At 71.4% G+C, this 20346-nt stretch carries 18 protein-coding genes; 15 read left to right on the top strand and 3 right to left on the bottom strand.

The window, feature by feature from the left end; all coding sequences use genetic code 11:
* The 11 genes from L3K22_RS15695 to L3K22_RS15645 form a co-directional block, all read left to right on the top strand.
* Positions 1-971: cell division protein FtsQ/DivIB (locus L3K22_RS15695; protein ID WP_263312217.1), on the top strand; the 971-nt coding region annotated here is incomplete at its 5' end.
* Positions 972-1268: 297 nt separating this feature from the next.
* Entirely contained in the window at positions 1269-2600 is a 1332-nt protein-coding gene (gene ftsZ / locus L3K22_RS15690; RefSeq protein WP_263312216.1) for a cell division protein FtsZ, read from the top strand.
* Entirely contained in the window at positions 2597-3367 is a 771-nt protein-coding gene (gene pgeF / locus L3K22_RS15685; protein ID WP_263312215.1) for a peptidoglycan editing factor PgeF, read from the top strand. Before ftsZ ends, pgeF begins: the two co-directional genes overlap by 4 nt.
* Positions 3368-3589: 222 nt before the next feature.
* Complete coding sequence (locus tag L3K22_RS15680; protein ID WP_263312214.1) at positions 3590-4075, top strand: cell division protein SepF; 486 nt, start codon at positions 3590-3592, stop codon at positions 4073-4075.
* Positions 4076-4082: 7 nt separating this feature from the next.
* Complete coding sequence (locus L3K22_RS15675) at positions 4083-4373, top strand: YggT family protein (protein ID WP_263312213.1); 291 nt, start codon at positions 4083-4085, stop codon at positions 4371-4373.
* 129 nt (positions 4374-4502) lie between these two features.
* Positions 4503-5195 carry a DivIVA domain-containing protein gene (locus tag L3K22_RS15670; protein ID WP_263312212.1) on the top strand — a complete coding sequence of 231 codons (693 nt, stop codon included), beginning with the start codon at positions 4503-4505 and terminating at the stop codon, positions 5193-5195.
* The gene (gene lspA / locus L3K22_RS15665) at positions 5192-5857 is read left to right on the top strand and encodes a signal peptidase II (RefSeq protein WP_263312211.1); all 666 of its coding nucleotides are present in this window, start codon (positions 5192-5194) and stop codon (positions 5855-5857) included. Before L3K22_RS15670 ends, lspA begins: the two co-directional genes overlap by 4 nt.
* Complete coding sequence (locus L3K22_RS15660) at positions 5854-6780, top strand: RluA family pseudouridine synthase (RefSeq protein WP_263312210.1); 927 nt, start codon at positions 5854-5856, stop codon at positions 6778-6780. The genes lspA and L3K22_RS15660 overlap by 4 nt, the downstream gene beginning before the upstream one ends.
* Positions 6781-6874: 94 nt before the next feature.
* The gene (locus L3K22_RS15655) at positions 6875-7609 is read left to right on the top strand and encodes a hypothetical protein (protein ID WP_053916207.1); all 735 of its coding nucleotides are present in this window, start codon (positions 6875-6877) and stop codon (positions 7607-7609) included.
* 77 nt (positions 7610-7686) lie between these two features.
* Entirely contained in the window at positions 7687-8088 is a 402-nt protein-coding gene (locus tag L3K22_RS15650) for a hypothetical protein (protein WP_263312209.1), read from the top strand.
* Positions 8085-8735 (top strand): hypothetical protein, encoded by a 651-nt coding sequence (locus L3K22_RS15645; protein ID WP_263312208.1) that lies wholly within the window; start codon positions 8085-8087, stop codon positions 8733-8735. Before L3K22_RS15650 ends, L3K22_RS15645 begins: the two co-directional genes overlap by 4 nt.
* A 7-nt stretch (positions 8736-8742) precedes the next feature.
* Here the strand turns inward: L3K22_RS15645 and L3K22_RS15640 are convergent, their stop codons facing one another.
* Positions 8743-9540 (bottom strand): DUF6308 family protein, encoded by a 798-nt coding sequence (locus L3K22_RS15640; protein ID WP_263312207.1) that lies wholly within the window; start codon positions 9538-9540, stop codon positions 8743-8745.
* 273 nt (positions 9541-9813) lie between these two features.
* Between L3K22_RS15640 and dnaE the strand changes: the two genes are divergently transcribed.
* Genes dnaE through L3K22_RS15625 form a run of 3 tightly spaced genes read left to right on the top strand, consistent with a single transcriptional unit; the run spans position 9814 to position 15519 of the window.
* Positions 9814-13392 (top strand): DNA polymerase III subunit alpha, encoded by a 3579-nt coding sequence (gene dnaE / locus L3K22_RS15635; RefSeq protein ID WP_263312206.1) that lies wholly within the window; start codon positions 9814-9816, stop codon positions 13390-13392.
* 24 nt (positions 13393-13416) lie between these two features.
* On the top strand, positions 13417-14319 hold the full coding sequence (locus L3K22_RS15630) for an endonuclease/exonuclease/phosphatase family protein (RefSeq protein ID WP_263312205.1): 903 nt from the start codon (positions 13417-13419) through the stop codon (positions 14317-14319).
* Between the two features lie 9 nt (positions 14320-14328).
* Entirely contained in the window at positions 14329-15519 is a 1191-nt protein-coding gene (locus L3K22_RS15625) for an acyl-CoA dehydrogenase family protein (RefSeq protein WP_263312204.1), read from the top strand.
* A gap of 52 nt (positions 15520-15571) precedes the next feature.
* Here L3K22_RS15625 and L3K22_RS15620 read toward each other — a convergent pair whose 3' ends face one another.
* Both L3K22_RS15620 and L3K22_RS15615 read right to left on the bottom strand, forming a co-directional pair.
* Positions 15572-16600, bottom strand: coding sequence for an ATP-dependent 6-phosphofructokinase (locus L3K22_RS15620; protein ID WP_263312203.1), 1029 nt, complete (start codon positions 16598-16600; stop codon positions 15572-15574).
* 225 nt (positions 16601-16825) lie between these two features.
* Positions 16826-18382, bottom strand: a complete 1557-nt coding sequence (locus L3K22_RS15615) for a flotillin family protein (protein ID WP_263312202.1) — start codon at positions 18380-18382, stop codon at positions 16826-16828.
* Positions 18383-18631: 249 nt separating this feature from the next.
* On the opposite strand from L3K22_RS15615, the gene L3K22_RS15610 reads away from it, so the two are divergent.
* On the top strand, positions 18632-20035 hold the full coding sequence (locus L3K22_RS15610; protein WP_263312201.1) for an MFS transporter: 1404 nt from the start codon (positions 18632-18634) through the stop codon (positions 20033-20035).
* Positions 20036-20346 lie beyond the last annotated feature (311 nt).

Below are 20346 nucleotides of genomic sequence, written 5' to 3'. Positions count from 1 at the left end.
GACCGACTCCGGGGTGGAGCGGGCGAGACCGGCGAGGTCCGCGCGGGACAGCGGCTCCGGCGCCGTCGGCCCGCAGCGCACACTCGGCCCCCTCGGCCCACTCGGCGGCCTCGCCGTCCCCGGCGACGGGCGCATCCCGGGGCCGGGGACGCAGCCTCGGACGACCCGCCGTCGAGCCCGAGGCTCCGCTCGCCCCGCCCCGCGCGCAGGAGGAGGAGCCGGGCGGCGGCCGCGTCGTCCAGGCCGCGGACCGCTTCCGCGAGCTCGTCGCGGGACGCCCGTGGCGCCGGCGTCGGCGCGCGATCATCGCCGGCACCCTCGTGACCCTGCTCGTGCTCGTCGCCGCCCTCGCCACCGCCGTGATGCTCCCGACCCTGCAGGTCCGCGACATCACCGTCGAGGGGACCGGGTACGTCGCCGAGGAGGACGTGCGCGAGGCCGTCGCCTCCCACACCGGCGACAGCGTGCTGCTGCTGCACACCCACGACATCGCCGACCGAGCCGCCGAGGTGCCGGGCGTCGCCTCCGCCGAGGTCGACCGGTCCTGGCCCGACGGCATGACCGTCACCGTCACCGAGGCCGCCCCGGTCGCGCAGCTCACCCGCGCCGACGGCAGCACCGCCGTGGTCGACGCCGCGGGGGAGGAGCTCCCGGCCGCGGCCGGCGAGGGCGCGACCCTGGTGCCGATGACCGTCCAGGGCGGCGCCGCCGACCCCGAGGGCGCGGCCGCGACCATGAGCGAGGTGCTCGCCACCCTGCCCGATCCGCTGCGCGGCGCGGTCCGGGAGGTCTCCGCCTCCAGCACCAGCGACGTCACCCTCGTCCTCAGCCTCGAGGACGGCGGCACCAAGACGGTCGTCTGGGGCGACGCGCACGATGCGGACCTCAAGGCCGAGGTGGTGCAGGCGCTGCTGGGCCGACCCGGCACGACCATCGACGTCTCCTCCCCGGTTGCACCCGTCACCCGCTGACCTCCTCCGCTGCGACGCCGGCCCCCGTGCGCCGGGAGCGGGACGGGGATGGGCGGGCGGACACCCCGCAGTCCGACGGATCGGGCGGACCGGACGGTGACATTGGCCCGGCTCGCGGCCGACACGCGCCCTCGGTGTTTGCGTGCGCGTGCACTCCTCCTTAGCGTCGAGGGAAGGGAGAGGCGCCCCGAAGTCCGAACCTCAAGTAGAGGTCCAGGGTTGAGGAGCGGTCGCGACCAGGCGCGATCCAGGCCCTTCTCCAGGAAGACCGACAAGAGCCAAGAGCAAGGACCAAACGTGGCCGGAACCCAGATCTCCCTCGCAGTCATCAAGGTCGTCGGCGTCGGCGGCGGAGGTGTCAACGCCGTCAACCGCATGATCGAGTCCGGGCTCAAGGGCGTCGAGTTCATCGCGATCAACACCGACGCCCAGGCGCTCCTCATGTCCGACGCCGACGTCAAGCTCGACGTCGGCAAGGAGATCACCCGTGGTCTCGGCGCCGGCGCCGACCCCGAGGTGGGCAAGAAGGCCGCTGAGGACCACGCCGAGGAGATCGAGGAGGTCCTGCGCGGGGCCGACATGGTCTTCGTGACCGCCGGCGAGGGCGGCGGCACCGGCACGGGCGGCGCGCCCGTCGTCGCGAAGATCGCGCGCAGCCTCGGCGCCCTGACCATCGGCGTGGTCACCCGCCCCTTCACCTTCGAGGGCCGCCGCCGCTCGACCCAGGCCGAGTCCGGCATCGCCGCGCTCCAGGCCGAGGTCGACACCCTCATCGTGATCCCCAACGACCGCCTGCTCTCCATCGCGGACAAGCAGGTCTCGATGCTCGACGCCTTCAAGAGCGCGGACCAGGTGCTGCTCTCCGGCGTCCAGGGCATCACGGACCTGATCACCACCCCGGGCCTGATCAACCTCGACTTCGCGGACGTGAAGTCCGTGATGCAGGGGGCGGGCAGCGCCCTGATGGGCATCGGCTCCGCCCGCGGCGACGACCGCGCGCTGCAGGCCGCGGAGCTCGCGGTCTCCAGCCCGCTGCTCGAGGCCTCGATCGACGGCGCCTACGGCGTGCTGCTCTCCATCCAGGGCGGCAGCGACCTGGGCCTGTACGAGGTCTCCGAGGCCGCGCGCCTCGTCCAGGAGGCCGCGCACCCGGACGCGAACATCATCTTCGGCTCCGTCATCGACGACGCCCTCGGCGACGAGGTGCGCGTGACCGTGATCGCCGCGGGCTTCGAGGGCGGCGGTCCCCAGCCGCGCCAGGACCTCACCCCACAGCAGCGCCCCGCCGCCCGCACCGAGCAGCCCGCCCAGCGCCCCGCGGTGCAGCAGCGGCCCGCCGTGCAGCAGCGTCCCGCCTCCTCCGAGCAGCGCCCCGGCCAGGGCGCCGGTGCGACCGCCGCCTCCCCGGGCGCCTGGGGCCTGCCGCAGCAGGCCTTCTCCCCGTCGCGGCCCAGCGCCCCCGAGCCCGAGACCGAGGCGCTGGACGCCGCGGACGTCGAGGACGCGGGCCAGGCGCAGAACGTCGCCCCGCAGCCGGCGCCCCGGGCCCCCGAGCCCGCCCGCCCGCCGCACATCGAGGAGCCCCCGGCGGACGACGACGACCTCGACCTGCCGTCCTTCCTGAAGTGACGAGCCCCCTCAGCGCACGGGCCCCGCGGATCCGCGGGGCCCGTGCCCTGTTCACGGGCCGTGCCGGAGGAGTCAGCACGGGCGAGCACGCCGGCCTCAACCTCGCCCGCCACGTCGGCGACGACGCACAGGCCGTCGAGGAGAATCGGGCGCGGGTGGCCGCGGAGATCGGAGCACCGCTGGTCTTCGTCGAGCAGGTCCACTCCGCCGAGGTGCACGTGCTGCCCGCACAGGACGCCGAGCCCGGGCACGGCACGGGGCCCGCGGGGGAGCCGGGACCCGTCGTGCGCGCCGACGCGATCGTCACCGACCGCACCGACGTGGCGCTCGCGATCATGGTCGCCGACTGCCTGCCCGTGCTGCTCTCAGACCCGGTCGCCGGGGTCGTCGCCGTCGCGCACGCCGGGCGCCGCGGCCTGCTGGACGGCGTGCTCGAGGCGACCCTCTCGGGGATGGCCGCCCTCGGATCCCGTCCCGCGGACGTGACCGCGAGCATCGGCCCGTCGATCTGCGGTGCCTGCTACGAGGTTCCGGAGCAGATGCGCGAGGACGCCGCCGCCCTCCTGCCCGCGACCGCCTCGAGGACGCGCTGGGGGACCCCGGCGCTGGATCTGCGGGCGGGAGCGGTCTCGGCGCTGCAGGGTTCCGGCATCCCCGTCGAGGCGATCGACGCCGAGCATCCCTGCACCCTCGAGGACGAGCGCTTCTTCTCCTACCGCCGCAGCGCCGTCACGGGTCGCTTCGCCGGGGTGCTGCGCAGGGGCTGAGCCGGGCCCGGGCGATCCCGGCCGGGCTCCGCCGCCCCGCCCTGGACCCGGGCGGCCCGCACGTCACGACGTGCACGTCACGCCGCGACACGCGCACGACACGCCGACGACGTCCCTGTCGTCTCGAATCGCCTGCTGTACTTTCGAGTCAACGGGCTCCCGCGCACTCCCCGTGCTTCCCCGGGGCCCAGGTCAGCGCGAACAACGACTGGGAGATCTGCGATGGGAACCTGGCGCAACGCCATGGTCGCACTCGGCCTCGCCAACGAGGTCGACGACGAGTACTACGAGGACGAGCGGTACCGCGAGGAGCAGCCTGCTCCGTCCCGCCGCACCGAGCGGGCGCCCGAGCCCACCACCGAACGGGAGGCCCAGGTGACCCCGATCCGTCAGCACTCCAACGTGGTCGCGATGGCCCCGGCAGTGGAGGAGTCGATGCAGCGCATCACCACGATCCATCCGCGGTCCTACAATGACGCCAAGGCGATCGGCGAGTCCTTCCGCGACGGCGTGCCGGTGATCATGAACCTCTCGGACATGCAGGACGGCGACGCCAAGCGCATGGTCGACTTCTCCGCCGGCCTCGTCTTCGGCCTGCGCGGCACGATCGAGCGCGTCACCTCCAAGGTGTTCCTGCTGTCGCCGGAGTTCGTCCAGGTCGACGGGGACTCCTCGGCCGACGAGGGCAGCTTCTACAACCAGAGCTGAGGCTCCCGTGCAGCTCGTCGCCGGGATCCTCTATCTCGCGGTCCTGATCTACCTGCTCCTGCTCCTGGCGCGCCTGGTGCTCGAATGGATCCAGGGCTATGCCCGCGAGTTCCGCCCCTCGGGACTGGTGCTGGTGCTGTTCGAGGTGGTCTTCACGCTGACGGACCCCCCGGTCAAGCTGCTGCGCCGAATGATCCCCTCGGTTCGGCTGGGCGCGGTGAGTCTGGACCTGTCCCTGATGATCCTCTTGATCGTGGGTTGGATCCTGCTGCGCGTCCTCGCCGGCCTCGCGGCCTGATCCACGGCCCTGCGATGTGAGGTGCGCGATTCTCCCGGCCCCGATGCAGGGGTCCGCCGCCGATCCGCTAGGCTGTCCGCACCGCGCCTCACCGCGCAAACCGACTCACGAATGACGAAAAGGTGACCCATGGCTCTGATGCCCGAAGACCTGATGAATCAGCGGTTCACCCCGGTCCGGTTCTCCGAGGGTTACGACATGGACGAGGTCGACAACTTCCTCGACAACGAGGTCGAACCCCGCCTGAAGGAACTGATCTCCGAGAACGAGCGCCTGAAGAAGGAGCTCGAGCAGGCGCACAACCGCATCGCTGAGCTCGAGTCCGGTGCTCCTGCTGCGGCCGCCGCCCCCGCCGTCGAGGCCGAGGACCAGGACGGGGAGACGCTCGTCTCCGAGGTGCCCGACGCCGCCGCTGCCGATGAGACCGCCCCGCAGGCCGTCGTCGCCGACGAGGAGCCGGCGTCCGTCGCCGAGGAGCCCGTCCCCGCCTCTGCGCAGACCCCGGACCAGTCCGCCGCCGGCATCATCGCCCTGGCCAACCGCCTGCACGACGAGTACGTCAAGAACGGCGAGGACGAGCGCGACCGCCTCATCACCGAGGCGAACGAGGAGCACAAGCGCATCGTCGGCGAGGCCGAGGAGAAGTCCCGCACCACGCTGGCCGATCTCGAGACGAAGAAGTCAGAGCTCGAGAAGTCCATCGAGGGCCTGCGCAACTTCGAGCGCGACTACCGCAACCGTCTGCGCAACTACCTGGAGAACCAGCTGCGCGAGCTCGACACGAGCGAGACGCAGGACAAGCAGGCGAACTTCGGTCTGTGAGCACCCCTGACCCCACGTCGACGAGCGCCGGCCCGCAGAGGTCCGGCGCTCGTCGCCGTCTGAGCCGCCCCGCCGTCCTCGCCGTCGTCGGCCTGCTCGCGGTCGTGCTCCTGGTCGCGGACCAGGTGACGAAGAACTGGGCGGTGGCGACCCTCCCCGAGCTCGACCCCCAGCCGTTCCTCGGCGAGGTGCTGCAGCTGACCCTGCTGTACAACACCGGCGCGGCCTGGGGGATGGGCGCGGAGATCACCCCGGTGGTCACCTGCCTGCAGATCGCGATCGTGATCGGCGTGATCGTCTTCGCGGTCCGCTCGGTCCGCTCGCCCTGGTACGCCATCGCCCTCGGTCTGATCATGGGCGGCGCGCTCGGCAACATCCACGACCGCCTGCTGCGCGCCCCCGGTCCCTTCCACGGCGCGGTCGTCGACTTCCTCGAGCTGCCGAACTGGCCCGTCTTCAACGTCGCCGACATGGCCGTGGTGGGCGGGGCGATCCTGGTGATCGCGCTCGGGCTGTTCGGCCTCGACGCCGATCCCGCCCACGCCGCGCAGGAGCAGGCCGAGGCCGAGCAGGCGCAGACCCGCGCCGAGCAGAAGCAGGCCCGTGCCGCCGAGCCGTCGACGGGAGACCCGGCGGAGGAATCCCCGGAGGCGGAGAAGTGAGCGCCTCCCGCACCCTGATGGTCCCCGATGGCCTCGCCGGGGAGCGCGTGGACGTGGGCATCTCCCGCATGCTGGGCCTGTCCCGCACCCGCGCCGCCGACCTCGTCATGGCCGGGCACGTCCTGGTCGACGGCCAGGTCCCCGCCCGCTCCACCCGTCTCGAGCCCGGAGCGATGGTGGACGTCGAGCTGCCGGACGAGAAGCCGGCCGTCGAGGTCCGACCCCAGATCGCCGAGGGCATGAGCCTCATCCACCAGGACGACGACATCGTCGTGATCGACAAGCCCGTGGGCGTCGCGGCGCATCCGAGCGCCGGCTGGTCCGGGCCGACGGTGCTGGGCCATCTCGCCGCCGCCGGCGTCTCGATCCGCACCAGCGGCGACCCCGAGCGGCAGGGGATCGTCTCCCGTCTGGACGTCGGGACCAGCGGGCTCATGGTCGTCGCCCGCACCGAGCGCGCCTACACCGCTCTGAAGGACGCCTTCCGCGCCCGTGAGGTGGGGAAGGTGTACCACGCGGTCTGCCAGGGGGCGCCCGATCAGCCCTCCGGCACGATCGACGCGCCCATCGGCCGCTCGCCGAGCCACGACTACAAGTTCGCGGTGCGCGAGGACGGCAAGCACTCGGTCACCCACTACGAGACCCTCGAGGAGCTGCGCGGCGCGACCCTGCTGCGTGTGGGCCTGGAGACAGGCCGCACCCACCAGATCCGCGTGCACATGGCCGCGCTGCGACACCCCCTGGTCGGCGACCCGCTCTACGGCGCGGACCCGACCCTCGCGACGAAGGTGGGCCTGGTGCGGCAGTGGCTGCACGCGATGGAGCTGACCTTCACCCATCCGGTCAGCGGGCGCGAGGTCACCTACGCCTCCACCTACCCGGACGACCTCCAGCAGGCGCTCGAGCGGCTCAGGGAGCGCTGAGCAGGGCCGCGCGCAGCGCACGGCTCCCGCGCTCCCCGTGCGGTCCGGGTGTCGTCGTCACCGGTCTCGACCGGCTACGCGATACCGTCGAGGCATGACCGACGAGCAGACCTCCGGCGCGCTGACCCCCACCCGGGATGCCGCCCTGTCCCGTCCCGACTTCCCCGTCGCCCGCGTCGCGCGCCGCCTGGGCCTCGACCCCGAGGGTGCCGAGCTCGCGCTGCGCGACGACGAGCGGGTTCGCGCCGCGCTCGCACGCTCCGTCGAGGAGTTCCTCGCCGCCGATGACGACCGCCGCGCCGGACGGCCCCCGAGCTCCGAGCTCGCCCTGGACCCCGACTTCCCGACCGGCGTGGGCATGGCGCTCGTCGGCGCGGCGGTGCTGTGGGAGGCACGGGATCTGGTGCCGAAGGTCGCGCTGCGCGTGGCGAAGGACCACTACGAGGACGGGGCCGACGAGCTCGCCGCGAGCTACGTCGCCCTCGTGCAGGAGTCGGTCGAGCCGGGGGAGCGCAGCGACGACGACGCCCTCGCCTGGGCCGCGCAGTCCCTGCTGGTCTCCGTGCTGCAGCGCTCCGGGGACCCGGCCCGCGCCGACGAGATCGCCCGCGACCTCGCCGCCCATGCGATCCCGATCGATCTCTGGCGCGATGACGACCCGACGCTGCCGGACGACTCCCTGGCCTGGCACGGCGGTGCCTTCGTCGGCGGGATCCCGCCGCGCCGCGACGAGCGACGCCTCAGCTTCGAGGACGTCCACGACTACATGAACACGCTCATGGCCGACATGCAGCGTGAGCAGGCGGCGGAGGATGACGGCCGGGGCTGACAGGTCAGCCGGGCCGCGGCATCCCGGAGCCCGCATCGCCCGTGACGACCGTGCGCTGGGCCCCGTACCCTGGCCCCATGACGACTCCACGGGGCGCCCTCCTTACGGGCAGCGTGAACTACGACGACGCCGAGAAGACCATGCGCACCGTCGCCGAGATCCTCGGCGCGCACGTCGGGCGGGTCCCCGACGGCGAGGTCGGGAAGCGATTCCACTGGATCATGTTCCAGCCCGACGTGCTCGGCCAGGCCCCCGGCATCGAGCGCGTCGGCGAGGAGCCGATCCCCTTCGGCGCCGGGCTCGACGCCCGCCCGCTGCGGATCGCCGACGGGGTCGAGGCCGCCGAGATCGACCTGCCCCGGCTCGGCTATGCGGACGCTGCCCGCGAGTCCTACGCCCTGTTCACCCGCCTTCGGGCCGAGGGCGCGATCCCGACCGGGATGCGCTTCCAGGTCTCTCGCCCACCCCCGTCGCGGTGATCTCCTCCTTCTTCTCCGGTGGCGACCGGATCGCGATCGAGCCCGTCTACGCGGACGCGCTGTTGGGAGAGCTCGAGCAGATCCTCGAGGAGATCCCGCACGAGGACCTCGCGATCCAGTGGGACGTCGCCAGCGAGATGGGGATCCTCGAGGGGGCCTCCGGCTACGGCGCGGTCATGCAGGGCTGGTGGACCGGGGGAGTGCTCGAGGGCATCGTCGCCCGGCTCGCCGCGCTCGTGGACGCGGTGCCGGAGGATGTCGAGGTCGGCATGCACCTCTGCTACGGCGACGCGGGGGAGAAGCACTTCGTCGAGCCCGCCGACACCGAGAACCTCGTCCGGGTCGCGAACGCCGTCCTCGGCGCCGTCGGCCGCCCGCTGTCCTGGCTGCACCTGCCCGTGCCGATCAGCAGGAACGACGAGGCGTACTTCGCCCCGCTCGCCGAGCTCGCCGATGTCCCCGAGCTGTACCTCGGGCTCGTCCACCGCGAGGACGGCGCCGACGGGGCCCGCGCCCGCATCGCCGCTGCGCAGAAGGTCCTGGACCGCGACTTCGGCGTCGCCACCGAGTGCGGCATCGGCCGCGCCCCCGAGGGCACCACCGAGTCGATCCTGCGCACCCACGCCGAGGTCGCGGACCCGCGCTGAGGGCTGACTACTTCTGCACGGGCTTCACGTCAGGTACGCCGTCCACGGCGTCTGCAGCGTCGCCGATCAATCCGTCGTCATCGGCTGGCTCCGACCTTTTGCTCATAGAGGGCTGACTCCACTCGTCATTCTTGTCGAAGTGCCATACAGCGACATCGAACGTGCGCAGCAGCGAGATCTGGTGTTGACGGCTCGCCTTGCGAATTTCCGTGAGTCGACGGGTCAGCTTGCCGTCTTCGTCTGTCAAGGCGCGCCACATTCCCTCCCAGTGGTCTCCTGAGTGTGGCAGTTTGATCTGATTCCCAATCCGGCGGTCCCAGATGGGGATGAGCCGAGGTCGCTTGCGGGCGAGGAGCTTGCTCGTGAGCGTTTCTCCCATCCCTACGTACTCCTTGCCATTCTTCCCCCGGACGCGGTGGCCTCGGATCAGGTCCCAGAGCATGAACCCCGGACTGCCCTTCGAGCCGAGGAGTCGGTTGAACGCTGGCTTGTTCAGATCGCCGAGGTCGACGTTGGCGGGAAGCTGCTCCAGGAGGCGTTCGAGCTCCTTCATGAGCTCTGCGTCGGAGAAGAACTTGACGATGGCTTCGCCCGGGACGTGGACGCCCAACAGACCCGTGGAGAGGAAGTCGGCGGATGTGAAGGCGCCTCCGGGGTTCTGATCCGATGCGAACTCGTCGAAGAGGCTCCCGGAGTAGAGCTTGCGGCCTTTCGTGGTCAGTTCGGTGTAGTAGTAGTTGATCCGCTGAGAGGCCTCGCAAACACGGTCCTCGTGCAGAATCTCTGGGATGGCGAACTTCGGCATGGATCACCCTTCGGGTCGAGGCCGCAGCGGCTGAAGAAATGCGTCGTTGCAGGCCGGTGAACTGACCATTCCATCGTCCCATGCCAGCGATCGGAAGGCTGGTGAGAGCAGACTTTCTCCACGCGGCACAAGGATGCGTGGGGCGCCGGTCGGCCGGATCACTGACCCGCCCATCATCCGTTCCTTTCGGCGACACGCCGGACGCGCCGGGGTGACCTCTCCGACCCCCGCCTGAGCGCTCGCCCGTCGGCCCCCGCGGCTACCCTGATGGGCATGGCTTCTGCGGGTTCCGATGACTTCGTCCATCTCCACGTCCACACCGACTACTCGCTGCTGGACGGCGCCGCGAAGATCGACAAGCTGGTCGCCGAGACGGTGAACCAGGGCCAGCAGGCGGTGGCGATCACCGACCACGGCTATCTCTTCGGCGCCTACGAGTTCTACAAGGCCGCGACCGACGCCGGGGTCAAGCCCATCGTCGGCATCGAGGCCTATGTGACCCCGGGGACCAGTCGTCATGACCGCACCCGCGTGCAGTGGGGCACCAAGGAGCAGCAGGCCGCCGGCGACGACGTCTCCGCCCGCGGCGCCTACACCCACATGACCCTGCTGTCGAAGTCGACCGAGGGCATGCACAACCTCTTCCGCCTCGGCTCGGCCGCCTCCCTCGACGGGCAGATGGGCAAGTGGCCGCGGATGGACCGCGAGATCCTCTCGAAGTACGCGCCGGGCCTGATCGCCACCTCCGGCTGCCCCTCCGGCGAGGTGCAGACCCGCCTGCGGCTGGGACAGTTCGACGAGGCCGTGAAGGCCGCCGGCGAGTTCCAGGACATGTTCGGCAGGGACAGCTACTTCATCGAGCTGATGGACCACGGCCTCGACATCGAGAAGCGCGTGACCAAGGACCTGCTCGAGGTCGCCAAGGCGGTGAACGCCCCGCTGGTGGCGACCAACGACCTCCACTACGTCACCGAGCAGGACGCCACCATCCAGGACGTGCTGCTGTGCATCAACTCCGGCTCGCGCCTGAACGATCCCGACCGCTTCAAGTTCGGCGGCTCCGGCTACTTCCTGAAGTCCGCCCAGCAGATGCGGGAGCTGTTCCGCGAGTTCCCCGAGGCCTGCGACAACACCCTGCGCATCGCCGAGATGTGCGACGTCTCCTTCACCACCACCTCCGAGGGCGCGAACTACATGCCGCACTTCCCCACCCCGGGCGGGGAGGACGAGGAGTCGTGGTTCGTCAAGCAGGTCCAGGACGGCCTGCACTACCGCTACCCCTCCGGCATCCCCGACGAGGTCCAGAAGCGCGCCGACTACGAGGTCGGGATCATCCTCCAGATGGGCTTCCCCGGCTACTTCCTGGTCGTCTCCGACTACATCAAGTGGGCCAAGGAGCAGGGGATCCGCGTCGGCCCCGGCCGTGGCTCCGGCGCCGGCTCGATGGTCGCCTACGCCATGCGCATCACCGACCTCGACCCGATCGAGCACGGCCTGCTCTTCGAGCGGTTCCTGAACCCGGACCGCGTCTCCATGCCCGACTTCGACGTCGACTTCGATGATCGCCGCCGCGGCGAGGTCATCGAGTACGTCGAGCAGAAGTACGGCGACGACAAGGTCTCCCAGGTCGTCACCTACGGCGTCATGAAGACGAAGAACTCCATCAAGGACGCCGCCCGCGTGCTCGACTACCCCTTCGCGATGGGGGACAAGATCACCAAGGCGCTGCCGCCGGCGGTGATGGGCAAGGACATCCCGATCAACGGGATCTTCGACCCCGAGAACAAGCGCTACGCGGAGGCGACCGAGTTCCGCCGCATGCACGACGAGGACCCCGACGTCCAGAAGGTCGTCGAGATCGCCAAGGGCGTGGAGGGCCTGACCCGCGGCTGGGGCGTGCACGCCTGCGCGGTCATCATGTCCAGCCACACCCTCACCGACATCATCCCGATGATGCGCCGCCCCTCCGACGGTCAGATCATCACCCAGTTCGAGTACCCGACCTGCGAGACGCTCGGCCTGCTGAAGATGGACTTCCTGGGGCTGCGGAACCTCACCGTCCTCTCCGACGCGGTGGAGAACATGTCCCGCAACGGGAAGACCCCGCCGGACCTGGAGACCCTGCCCTTCGACGACCCGGCGACCTACGAGCTGCTCCAGCGCGGCGACACCCTCGGGGTGTTCCAGCTCGATGGCTCGGGCATGCGCACCCTGCTGCGACAGATGAAGCCCGACCAGTTCGGGGACATCACCGCCGTCTCGGCGCTGTACCGACCGGGCCCGATGGGCATGGGCTCGCACACCAACTACGCGCTGCGCAAGAACGGCCTGCAGGAGATCACGCCGATCCACCCCGAGCTCGAGGAGCCGCTCTCGGAGATCCTCGACGAGACCTACGGCGTGCTCGTCTACCAGGAGCAGGTGATGCAGACGGCGCAGAAGGTCGCCGGCTACTCGCTCGGCGAGGCGGACATCCTCCGCCGCGCCATGGGCAAGAAGAAGAAGGCGGAGCTGGACAAGCAGTACGTCTCCTTCGAGGCGGGCATGAAGGACAACGGCTACTCCGACGCCGCCGTGCAGGCGCTGTGGGAGACGCTGCTGCCCTTCGCGGACTACGCCTTCAACAAGTCCCACTCCGCCGCCTACGGCGTGGTCTCGTACTGGACCGCCTATCTCAAGGCGAACCACCCCACCGAGTACATGGCCGCGCTGCTGACCTCCACCCAGGAGAACCGCGACCGACTCGGCCTCTACCTCGGCGACTGCCGCCACCGCGGCATCACCGTGCTGCCCCCGGACGTCAACGAGTCCGACCTGTACTTCTCCGCCGTCGGCGACGACATCCGCTTCGGTCTCTCCGCGATCCGCAACGTCGGCGCGAACGTGGTCGAGGAGATCATCCGCACCCGCGAGGAGAAGGGCGCCTTCACCTCCTTCACGGACTTCCTGGACAAGGTCCCGCTGTCGGTGTGCAACAAGCGCACCATCGAGTCGCTGATCAAGGGCGGGGCCTTCGACTCCCTCGGCCACAACCGCCGCTCCCTCGTGCTGATCCACGAGGACGCCGTCGACTCGGTCGTCGACGTCAAGCGCAAGGAGGCCCAGGGCCAGTACGACCTCTTCGCCGACGTCTTCGGCGGCGCGGGCGGCGGCGAGGGCGAGGACGCGATGGCCTCCGGCTCCGCGGCGACCCTGACCATCCCCGACCTGCCCGAGTGGGACCGCAAGGAGCTGCTCGCCTTCGAGCGGAACATGCTGGGCCTGTACGTCTCGGACCACCCCCTGTACGGGCTCGAGCACGTCATCGCCCAGAACTCCTCCACCTCCATCAGCTCGCTGGCCGACGAGGGCGCGGTCAAGGACGGCGAGATGGTCACGATCGCGGGGCTGATCACCACCCTGCAGCGCAAGACCACCAAGAAGGGCGACATGTGGGCGATCGCCACGGTCGAGGACCTCGAGGGCTCGATCGACTGCCTGATGTTCCCCTCGACCTACATGACCGTCGCCTCCGAGCTCGCCGAGGACCTCGTCGTCTCGATGAAGGGCCGGGTCGATACCTCCAAGGGCATGCCCGAGCTGCGGGTGATGGAGATGACGATCCCGGAGACCGGGGGAGGGGTCGACGGCCCCGTCACCATCGCTCTGCCCGCCCTGCGCGCCACCGAGAAGGTGGTCGGCGACCTCCGCGGCGTGCTCGAGGACAACCCCGGCTCCTCCGAGGTGCGGGTCAAGCTCCAGGAGCCCGGCCGCACGACGCTGATGCAGCTGGACAAGCGCCTCGCGGTCACCCCGTCGGCCGCGCTGTACGCCTCGCTGAAGGCCCTGCTGGGCCCGGGCTGCCTCTCCTGAGCACGGCAGCGCGAGGGTGACGGCGTGAGCAGGTCGCCCGTGCGGCGCGGCGGCGGGGAGGGCCCGGGGCGGCCGGCGCCCTGGCGCATCGCGACCTTCAACATCCGTCACGGCCTGGGCCGCGACGGACGGGTGGACCTCGCCCGCACCGCCCGGGCGATCGCCGCACTGCGGGCCGACGCGATCGGCCTGCAGGAGGTGGACGTCGCCTACGGCCCCCGCTCGGAGCACGAGGACCAGGCCTCCCGGCTCGCCGAGCTGCTGGGCTGGGAGGTCGCCTTCGGGGCGGCGCTCGACCTGCCGCCCCTCCGGCCCGACGGCCCGCGCCGCCGCTACGGGGTCGCGCTGCTCACCCCGCATGCGCTCACGGGCCCCGTGATGCACGCCCTCCCCGCGCACCCGGGCGCCCCTGCGCGGCACGAGCCCCGCGGGGTGCTGCACGCGCAGGTGACGCGCGGCGGCGGCGATGCGCTCGACCTGTTGGTCACCCATCTGGACAACGACCTGCCCCAGCACCGCACCGCGGAGGTGCTCGGCATCCTCCGCGACGCCGAGGGGATCACGGGGCCGGCCGTGCTGCTCGGCGACCTCAACGCCGCCCCGCACCGCCCCGAGCTCGCACCGCTCGCCGCCGCCGGCTGGCGGGAGGCGGCCGACGCGCTGCGCGGACCCGGGCGCGGCCTGCGGGAACTGCCCGTGCTCTCCGCGCTGACGGGCTCCCCGGCGCGCCCGACCCACCCGGCGCGCGTCCCCGTGCGCCGCATCGACTCGCTGTGGGTGCGGGGCGCGGTGGAGGTGCTGGACCTCGCCACCGGTCCGCTCACCGACTCCGACCACCGCCCCGTCGTCGCGACGCTGCGCGCCCGGACCGCCCTGCACGAGCACGGACCCGACCCGCAGCCCCGCACCGTGTGGGACCTGGACTAGCGTGGACCCATGAGCGTCATCGCCGAGGAGCTGCTGCCCGACTCCCTGCTCGCGACCTTCCGCGAGCGCGCGGTGGTCCACGACCGGGAGAACACCTTCCCCGAGCAGGACCTCGCCGACCTGCGCGAGCGCGGATACCTGCGCCTGCTGGTCCCCCGCGAGCTCGGCGGACTCGGCGGGAGCCTGCTGGAGGCCGCGCGCGTCCAGCGCCGCCTGGCCGGCGCCGCCCCCGCCACGGCGCTGTCGATGAACATGCACCTCGTCGTCACCGGCGCCGCGCTGCACGCCCACCGCCTCGGCGCGGAGCCCGTGCGCACCATCCTCGAGGACGCCGCCGCGGAGAAGCTGTTCGCCTTCGGGATCTCCGAGGCGGGCAACGACGCGATGCTCTTCGACTCCGCCACCCGCGCCGTCCCCGACGGCGACGGCTTCCACCTCACCGGCACCAAGATCTTCACCTCCCTCGCCCCCGTCTGGGACCGCCTGGTCGTGCACGGCCGGGTCGCCGCCGCACGCGAGGGCGATCCCCGGCTCGTGTTCGGGGTGATCGAGCGCGACGAGCACGTCGAGACCCTCGACGACTGGGACACCCACGGCATGCGCCCCTCCCAGTCCCGCACGACGCGTCTGGACGGCGCGGCCGTCACGGCGGAGCGGGTGCTGACCACCACCCCCGTCGGCCCGAGCACCGACCCCTTCGTGATGGGGATCTTCGGCGCCTTCGAGCTGCTGATCGCCTCGGTGTACACCGGGGTCGCGCAGCGCGCCGTGGAGGTGGGCAGCTCGATCGCGACCACCCGCCGCAACGCCACCAAGGGCATCGTCCACGCCGACGACCCCGACATCCGCTGGCGCCTCGCCGACGCCGCGATCCGCCTCGACGGCGCGGTGCTGCAGGCCGAGAAGGTCCTCGCCGACCTCGACGCGCTCGGCACCGGGGAGAGCGGCCCGGGCACGAGCGACCACGGGCCGCGCTGGTTCCTGCACTTCTCCGGGGTGAAGTCCCGCGCCACCGAGGCCGCGATCGTCGCGGTCGACCAGGCGCTGCGCGCCAGCGGCGGCGCCCAGTACTTCCGCCGCAGCGAGCTCGAGCGCCTCTCCCGCGACGTGCGCGCCGGGCTCTACCACCCCTCCGACGAGGAGTCCGTCCACGCCTCCTACGCCAAGGCGCTGCTGGGGGAGATCGGCTCCCCGCGCTGACGTCCTGACACACCGCCCGCCAGCACGGCGGCCGCGCCCGACGGGCGGCGGATCAGCCGAAGAGCACCTCGGCCTCGTGCCAGCGCGACTCCGGCACCGCCTTCAGGCTGTCGATCGCCTCGGTCAGCGGCACGTCCACGATGTCGGTGCCGCGCAGCGCGACCATCCGCCCGAAGCCGTTGCCGTGCACCAGGTCGACCGCCGCGGTGCCCAGGCGGGTGGCGAGCACCCGGTCGTAGCCGGTCGGCTCGCCGCCGCGCTGGATGTGCCCCAGCACCGTCGCCCGCGACTCGATGCCCAGCCGCTCCTCGATCAGCGGCGCGAGCGCCGCGGCGACCCCGCCGAAGCGCGGCCGCCCGAACTCGTCGAGGTCGTAGTCCATGAAGCCCTCGGGCGCGTCGGAGGGCACGAACCCCTCGGCGACCACCACCAGCGGGGCGCGACCGCGGTCGTGGGCCGCCTTCACGTAGCCGCAGATCTCCTCGATGCTCAGCGGGAACTCGGGCAGGCAGATCACGTGCGCGCCGGCGGCCATCCCCGAGTGCAGCGCGATCCACCCCACCGAGCGGCCCATCACCTCCGCCACCATGCAGCGGTGGTGGGAGTCGCCGGTCATCCGCAGCCGGTCCAGCGACTCGGTCGCGATCTCGACCGCGGTGTGGAAGCCGAAGGTGTAGTCGGTCGCGTCGAGGTCGTTGTCGACCGTCTTGGGCACGCCGACCACCGGGATCCCCGCCTTCGACAGCCGGTTCGCGGTGAACAGCGTGCCGTCGCCGCCGATCGCGATGATCGCGTCGACCTCCTGCTCGTCCATGTGGCGCCGGACGATCTCGGCGCCGTCGGCCCCGTCGTGGAAGGGATTCGCGCGGGAGGTGCCCAGGATCGTGCCGCCGATCCGGCCGATGCCGCGCACGCGACGGCGGGGGAGGGTCATCCAGTCCCCCTCGATCACGCCGCGCCAGCCGTCCCGGTAGCCGATGAACTCGTCCTCGAAGAGGCGATCACCCTTGATCACCGCTCCGCGGATCACCGCGTTCAGGCCGGGGCAGTCGCCGCCGGAGGTCAGGATTCCGATCTTCATGACGGGCTGGCTCTCTTCTCTCGGGCGTCCGGGCGTCGGGGCGGAGCCGCTCATCGGCGTGCCCCGCCTCCACCCTAGGCGGGCCGGGTAGCTTCTGGGGGGTCCTCGGTCCCCGGATCGTCGCAGGTGAACGAAGGATGGACGGTGTCCTGACGGGGGATGACGCAGCGGCGCCCCGTCTCCTCCGCAGAGGGGACGGGGCGCCGCAGATGCGGGGGAGAGTCCTCAGGCCTCGCCCTTCGCCCCGTCGGCGGTGGGGTCCGCGGCGGGGGAGAGGCTCTCGCGACGGGTCTGCTCGGACTGCTCGCGCACCGCGCGACCGCCCTCGGCGGCCCGCTGGAGCGTGTCCTGGAAGTCCACGCCGGTGGTGGACTTGACCATGTCGAGCACCTGGGCGAGGCCCACGGAGATGTTCTGGCCGATCTTCGCCTCGCCGTCGGTGGAGAACACCGAGAGGTTGGAGATGTTCGAGTACGGGGAGGCGAGCTCGCCGGCGACCTCCGGCAGCACCTCGAGCACCTGGGCCAGGACCGCGGCGTCGTTGAACTGCTTGTACGCCTCGGCGCGGGCACGGGTGGTCTCCGCCTCGGCGTCGCCCTTGGCGCGGATCGCCGCGGCCTCGGCCTCGCCCTTGGCGCGCAGCGAGTCGGCCTCGGCCTGGCCCTCGAGCCTGACCGCCTCGGCGTCCTTCGAGCGGCGCTGCAGCTCGACCTCGGCCTCGGCCCGACCGCGGGCCTCGATCGCGTGCGCCTCGGCGTCCGCGGTGACCTTGCGGGACTCGGCGCGGTTGCGCTCGTCGGTCAGCTGCGCCTCGGAGTCCGCGACGCGGGCGTACTTCTTGGAGTCCGCGTCCTGCTGCTCGGCGTAGCGCTTGGCCTCGGCCGGCTTGTGGACCTCGGCGATGAGCTGCTTCTCGCGCAGGTCGTTGTTGCGGACCGCGATGAGCTCTTCCTGCTCGATGATCCTCTGCTGCTGCGCGGCGCGGGCGAGGGGACCGGCGGCGTCGGCGACGGCCTGACGCGCATCGGTCTCCTCCTTGATCTCCGCGTTGCGGAGGTCGAAGGCCTGCTTCGACTCCGCCTCCTGCTGGAGATTGAGGTTCTTCGCCTGAGTCGACTCGCGGTTCGCGTCCGACTCGGCGATCGCGGCGCGCTTGGCGACCAGCGCCGCCTCGGGACGGCCCCAGTCGCGCAGGTAGGAGCCGTCGTCCTCGATGGCCGAGATCTGGAAGGTGTCGATCACCAGGCCCTGGTTGTTCATCGAGTGCTCGGCCTCGGCCTGCACCTGCGAGGCGAAGGAGGCGCGGTCGCGGATGATCTGCTCCACCGTCAGCGTGCCGACGACGGCGCGCAGGGTGCCCGAGAGGATCTCCTGGGTGTAGTGGTCGATCTGCTGCTGCTGATCGAGGAAGCGCTGCGAGGCCTTGCGGACGTCCTCGACGTTGCCGCCCACCTTCACCTGCGCCACCCCGCGCAGACGGAGGAAGATGCCGTTCATCGAGTAGCCCTCGACCTCGACCGGGATCTGGCGCGAGGACAGGCTGAGCACGAAGGCGCGGTCCACGATCGGACGCACGATCGCGCGACCGCCGATCACGACCCGGGCGCTGCCGGACTCCAGGTCGATGTCCCCGGTGGGGCTCGCCTTCGCGTTGCGGCCCGTGATGATCAGAGCCTCGTTCGGTGCGGCGATGCGGTAGCTGCGCAGCAGCACCAGCAGCAGGATGAGCAGGACGACCACCACGACGACGCCGCCGCCGACGATCGGTATCAAGGCTTCCATGGGTTCCCCTCGGTCTGTTCAGGCATGCCGTCGATGATTCTTCCATCGACGGCCGCCGTGAGGGAGGCCGATCCGCGACCGGAGCCCCGCGCGTGACCGCAGGCGACGGGGGGTCGAGGGGGCCGGGCACCGGTCCTCGTCGGGCGGGGGACGTGCCGTAGGGGCGCGGAGCAGGCGCTGCGAACCCGCCGTCTCACGATCCGGAGGCGTGGTCCGAATGGCGGACCGTCGGGTCTAGGGTCGCCCCTCGTGAACACCGTCCCCGCCCCGACCTCCTCCACCGCTCCGTCGCCGGCCGCACCGGCCAACACCCGCGGCCGGGTCATCACCGCCTCGATGGTGGGCACCACCATCGAGTTCTTCGACTTCTACGCCTACGCGACCGCCGCCTCGCTCGTGTTCCCGGCGCTGTTCTTCCCCACGCAGACCCCGGCGAACCAGCTGCTGAGCTCCTTCGCGGTGTTCGGCGTCGCCTTCGTCGCGAGGCCGCTGGGCTCGCTGATCTTCGGCCACTACGGCGACCGCGTGGGCCGCAAGGCCACGCTCGTGGCGAGCCTGCTGGTGATGGGCATCGCCACCTTCCTCATCGGCGTGCTGCCCACCGCCTCCACTCCGGGCTTCGCGGTCATCGCCCCCGCGATCCTGGTGCTGCTGCGCTTCTGCCAGGGCATCGGGCTGGGCGGCGAGTGGTCCGGCGCCGCGCTGCTGGCGACCGAGAACGCCCCGCCCGGCAAGCGCGCCCTGTACGGCACCTTCCCGCAGCTCGGCGCGCCCGTCGGCTTCATCCTCTCGAACCTGCTGTTCGTGCTGCTGAGCGTGCAGCTCACACCGGAGCAGTTCATGGCCTGGGGCTGGCGCGTGCCCTTCCTGCTGTCCTCGGTCCTGGTGGTCGTGGGGCTGTGGGTGCGGCTGAAGCTCATGGAGTCCCCGGCCTTCCAGAAGGTGCTGGACGAGCAGCGGGTCGCCTCCGTGCCGATCGCGCGCGTGTTCCGCACCGCGTGGAAGCCGCTGGTCCTCGCGACCGTCGCGATGGTCGCCACCTACGTGCTCTTCTACCTCATGACCGCCTTCCTCATGGTGGTGGGCACCACCGCGGCCGACGAGGCCTCCGCCCGCGCCGCCGCCGAGGCGGCCGGCAAGGCGTTCGATCCGGCGACCTTCGCCCCGGGCCTCGGCTACGAGCGCACCGACTTCCTCACGATGCTGATCATCGGCGTGGTCTTCTTCGGCATCTTCACCGTGGTCTCCGGCCCGCTCGCCGACCGGCTGGGCCGCAGGCGCCTGCTGCTCGCCGTGACCGCCGGGATCGGCGTGTTCGGGCTCGTCCTTGACCCGCTCATGCACGCCAGCACGGGCGGGGTGATGGCCGCGCTGATCCTCGGCTTCACCCTGATGGGCATGACGTTCGGGCCGATGGCCGCGTTCCTGCCGGAGATGTTCACGGCCGACGTGCGCTACACCGGCAGCGCCGTCAGCTACAACATGGCCTCGGTGATCGGCGCGGCCCCGGCCCCCTACGCGATGATCGCGCTGTGGCAGGCGCAGGGCGGCTCGCTGCTGCTGGTGGGCGGCTATCTCGCCGTCGCCGCAGTCGTCACGATCCTCGCCCTCGTCCTCGGCGGCGAGACCAAGGACGTGGACTACCTGGCCTGATCGACGTGCTGCGAGGGACGAGCGGCAGGAGATCGGGCGGGAGAGTGCTGCCTGATCGACGTGCAGCGAGGGACGAGCGGCAGGAGATCGGGCACGACGGCGCTCGCCCGAGCCGGGGGAGTGCGAGACCAGGGGCGGTCCCGATCGGGACCGCCCCTCATCCGTGCTTGGAGCGGGCAGGCCGGGCCGGTGGCTGCGCGAACGTTGACTGGCGCTATAGCTGGAGCCTCCGCGTATATGGCGGTGTCAAGCGGTCAGTGCACTGTCAGCCAGGACCTGCTGAAACACTTCAGCCGGAGTCCTCCAGCCGA

Source organism: Brachybacterium atlanticum, assembly GCF_025669985.1.
Lineage (GTDB): Bacteria > Actinomycetota > Actinomycetes > Actinomycetales > Dermabacteraceae > Brachybacterium > Brachybacterium conglomeratum.
The sequence above is the reverse complement of the archived record's forward strand: the minus strand, read 5'-3'. Positions and strand labels throughout refer to the sequence as shown.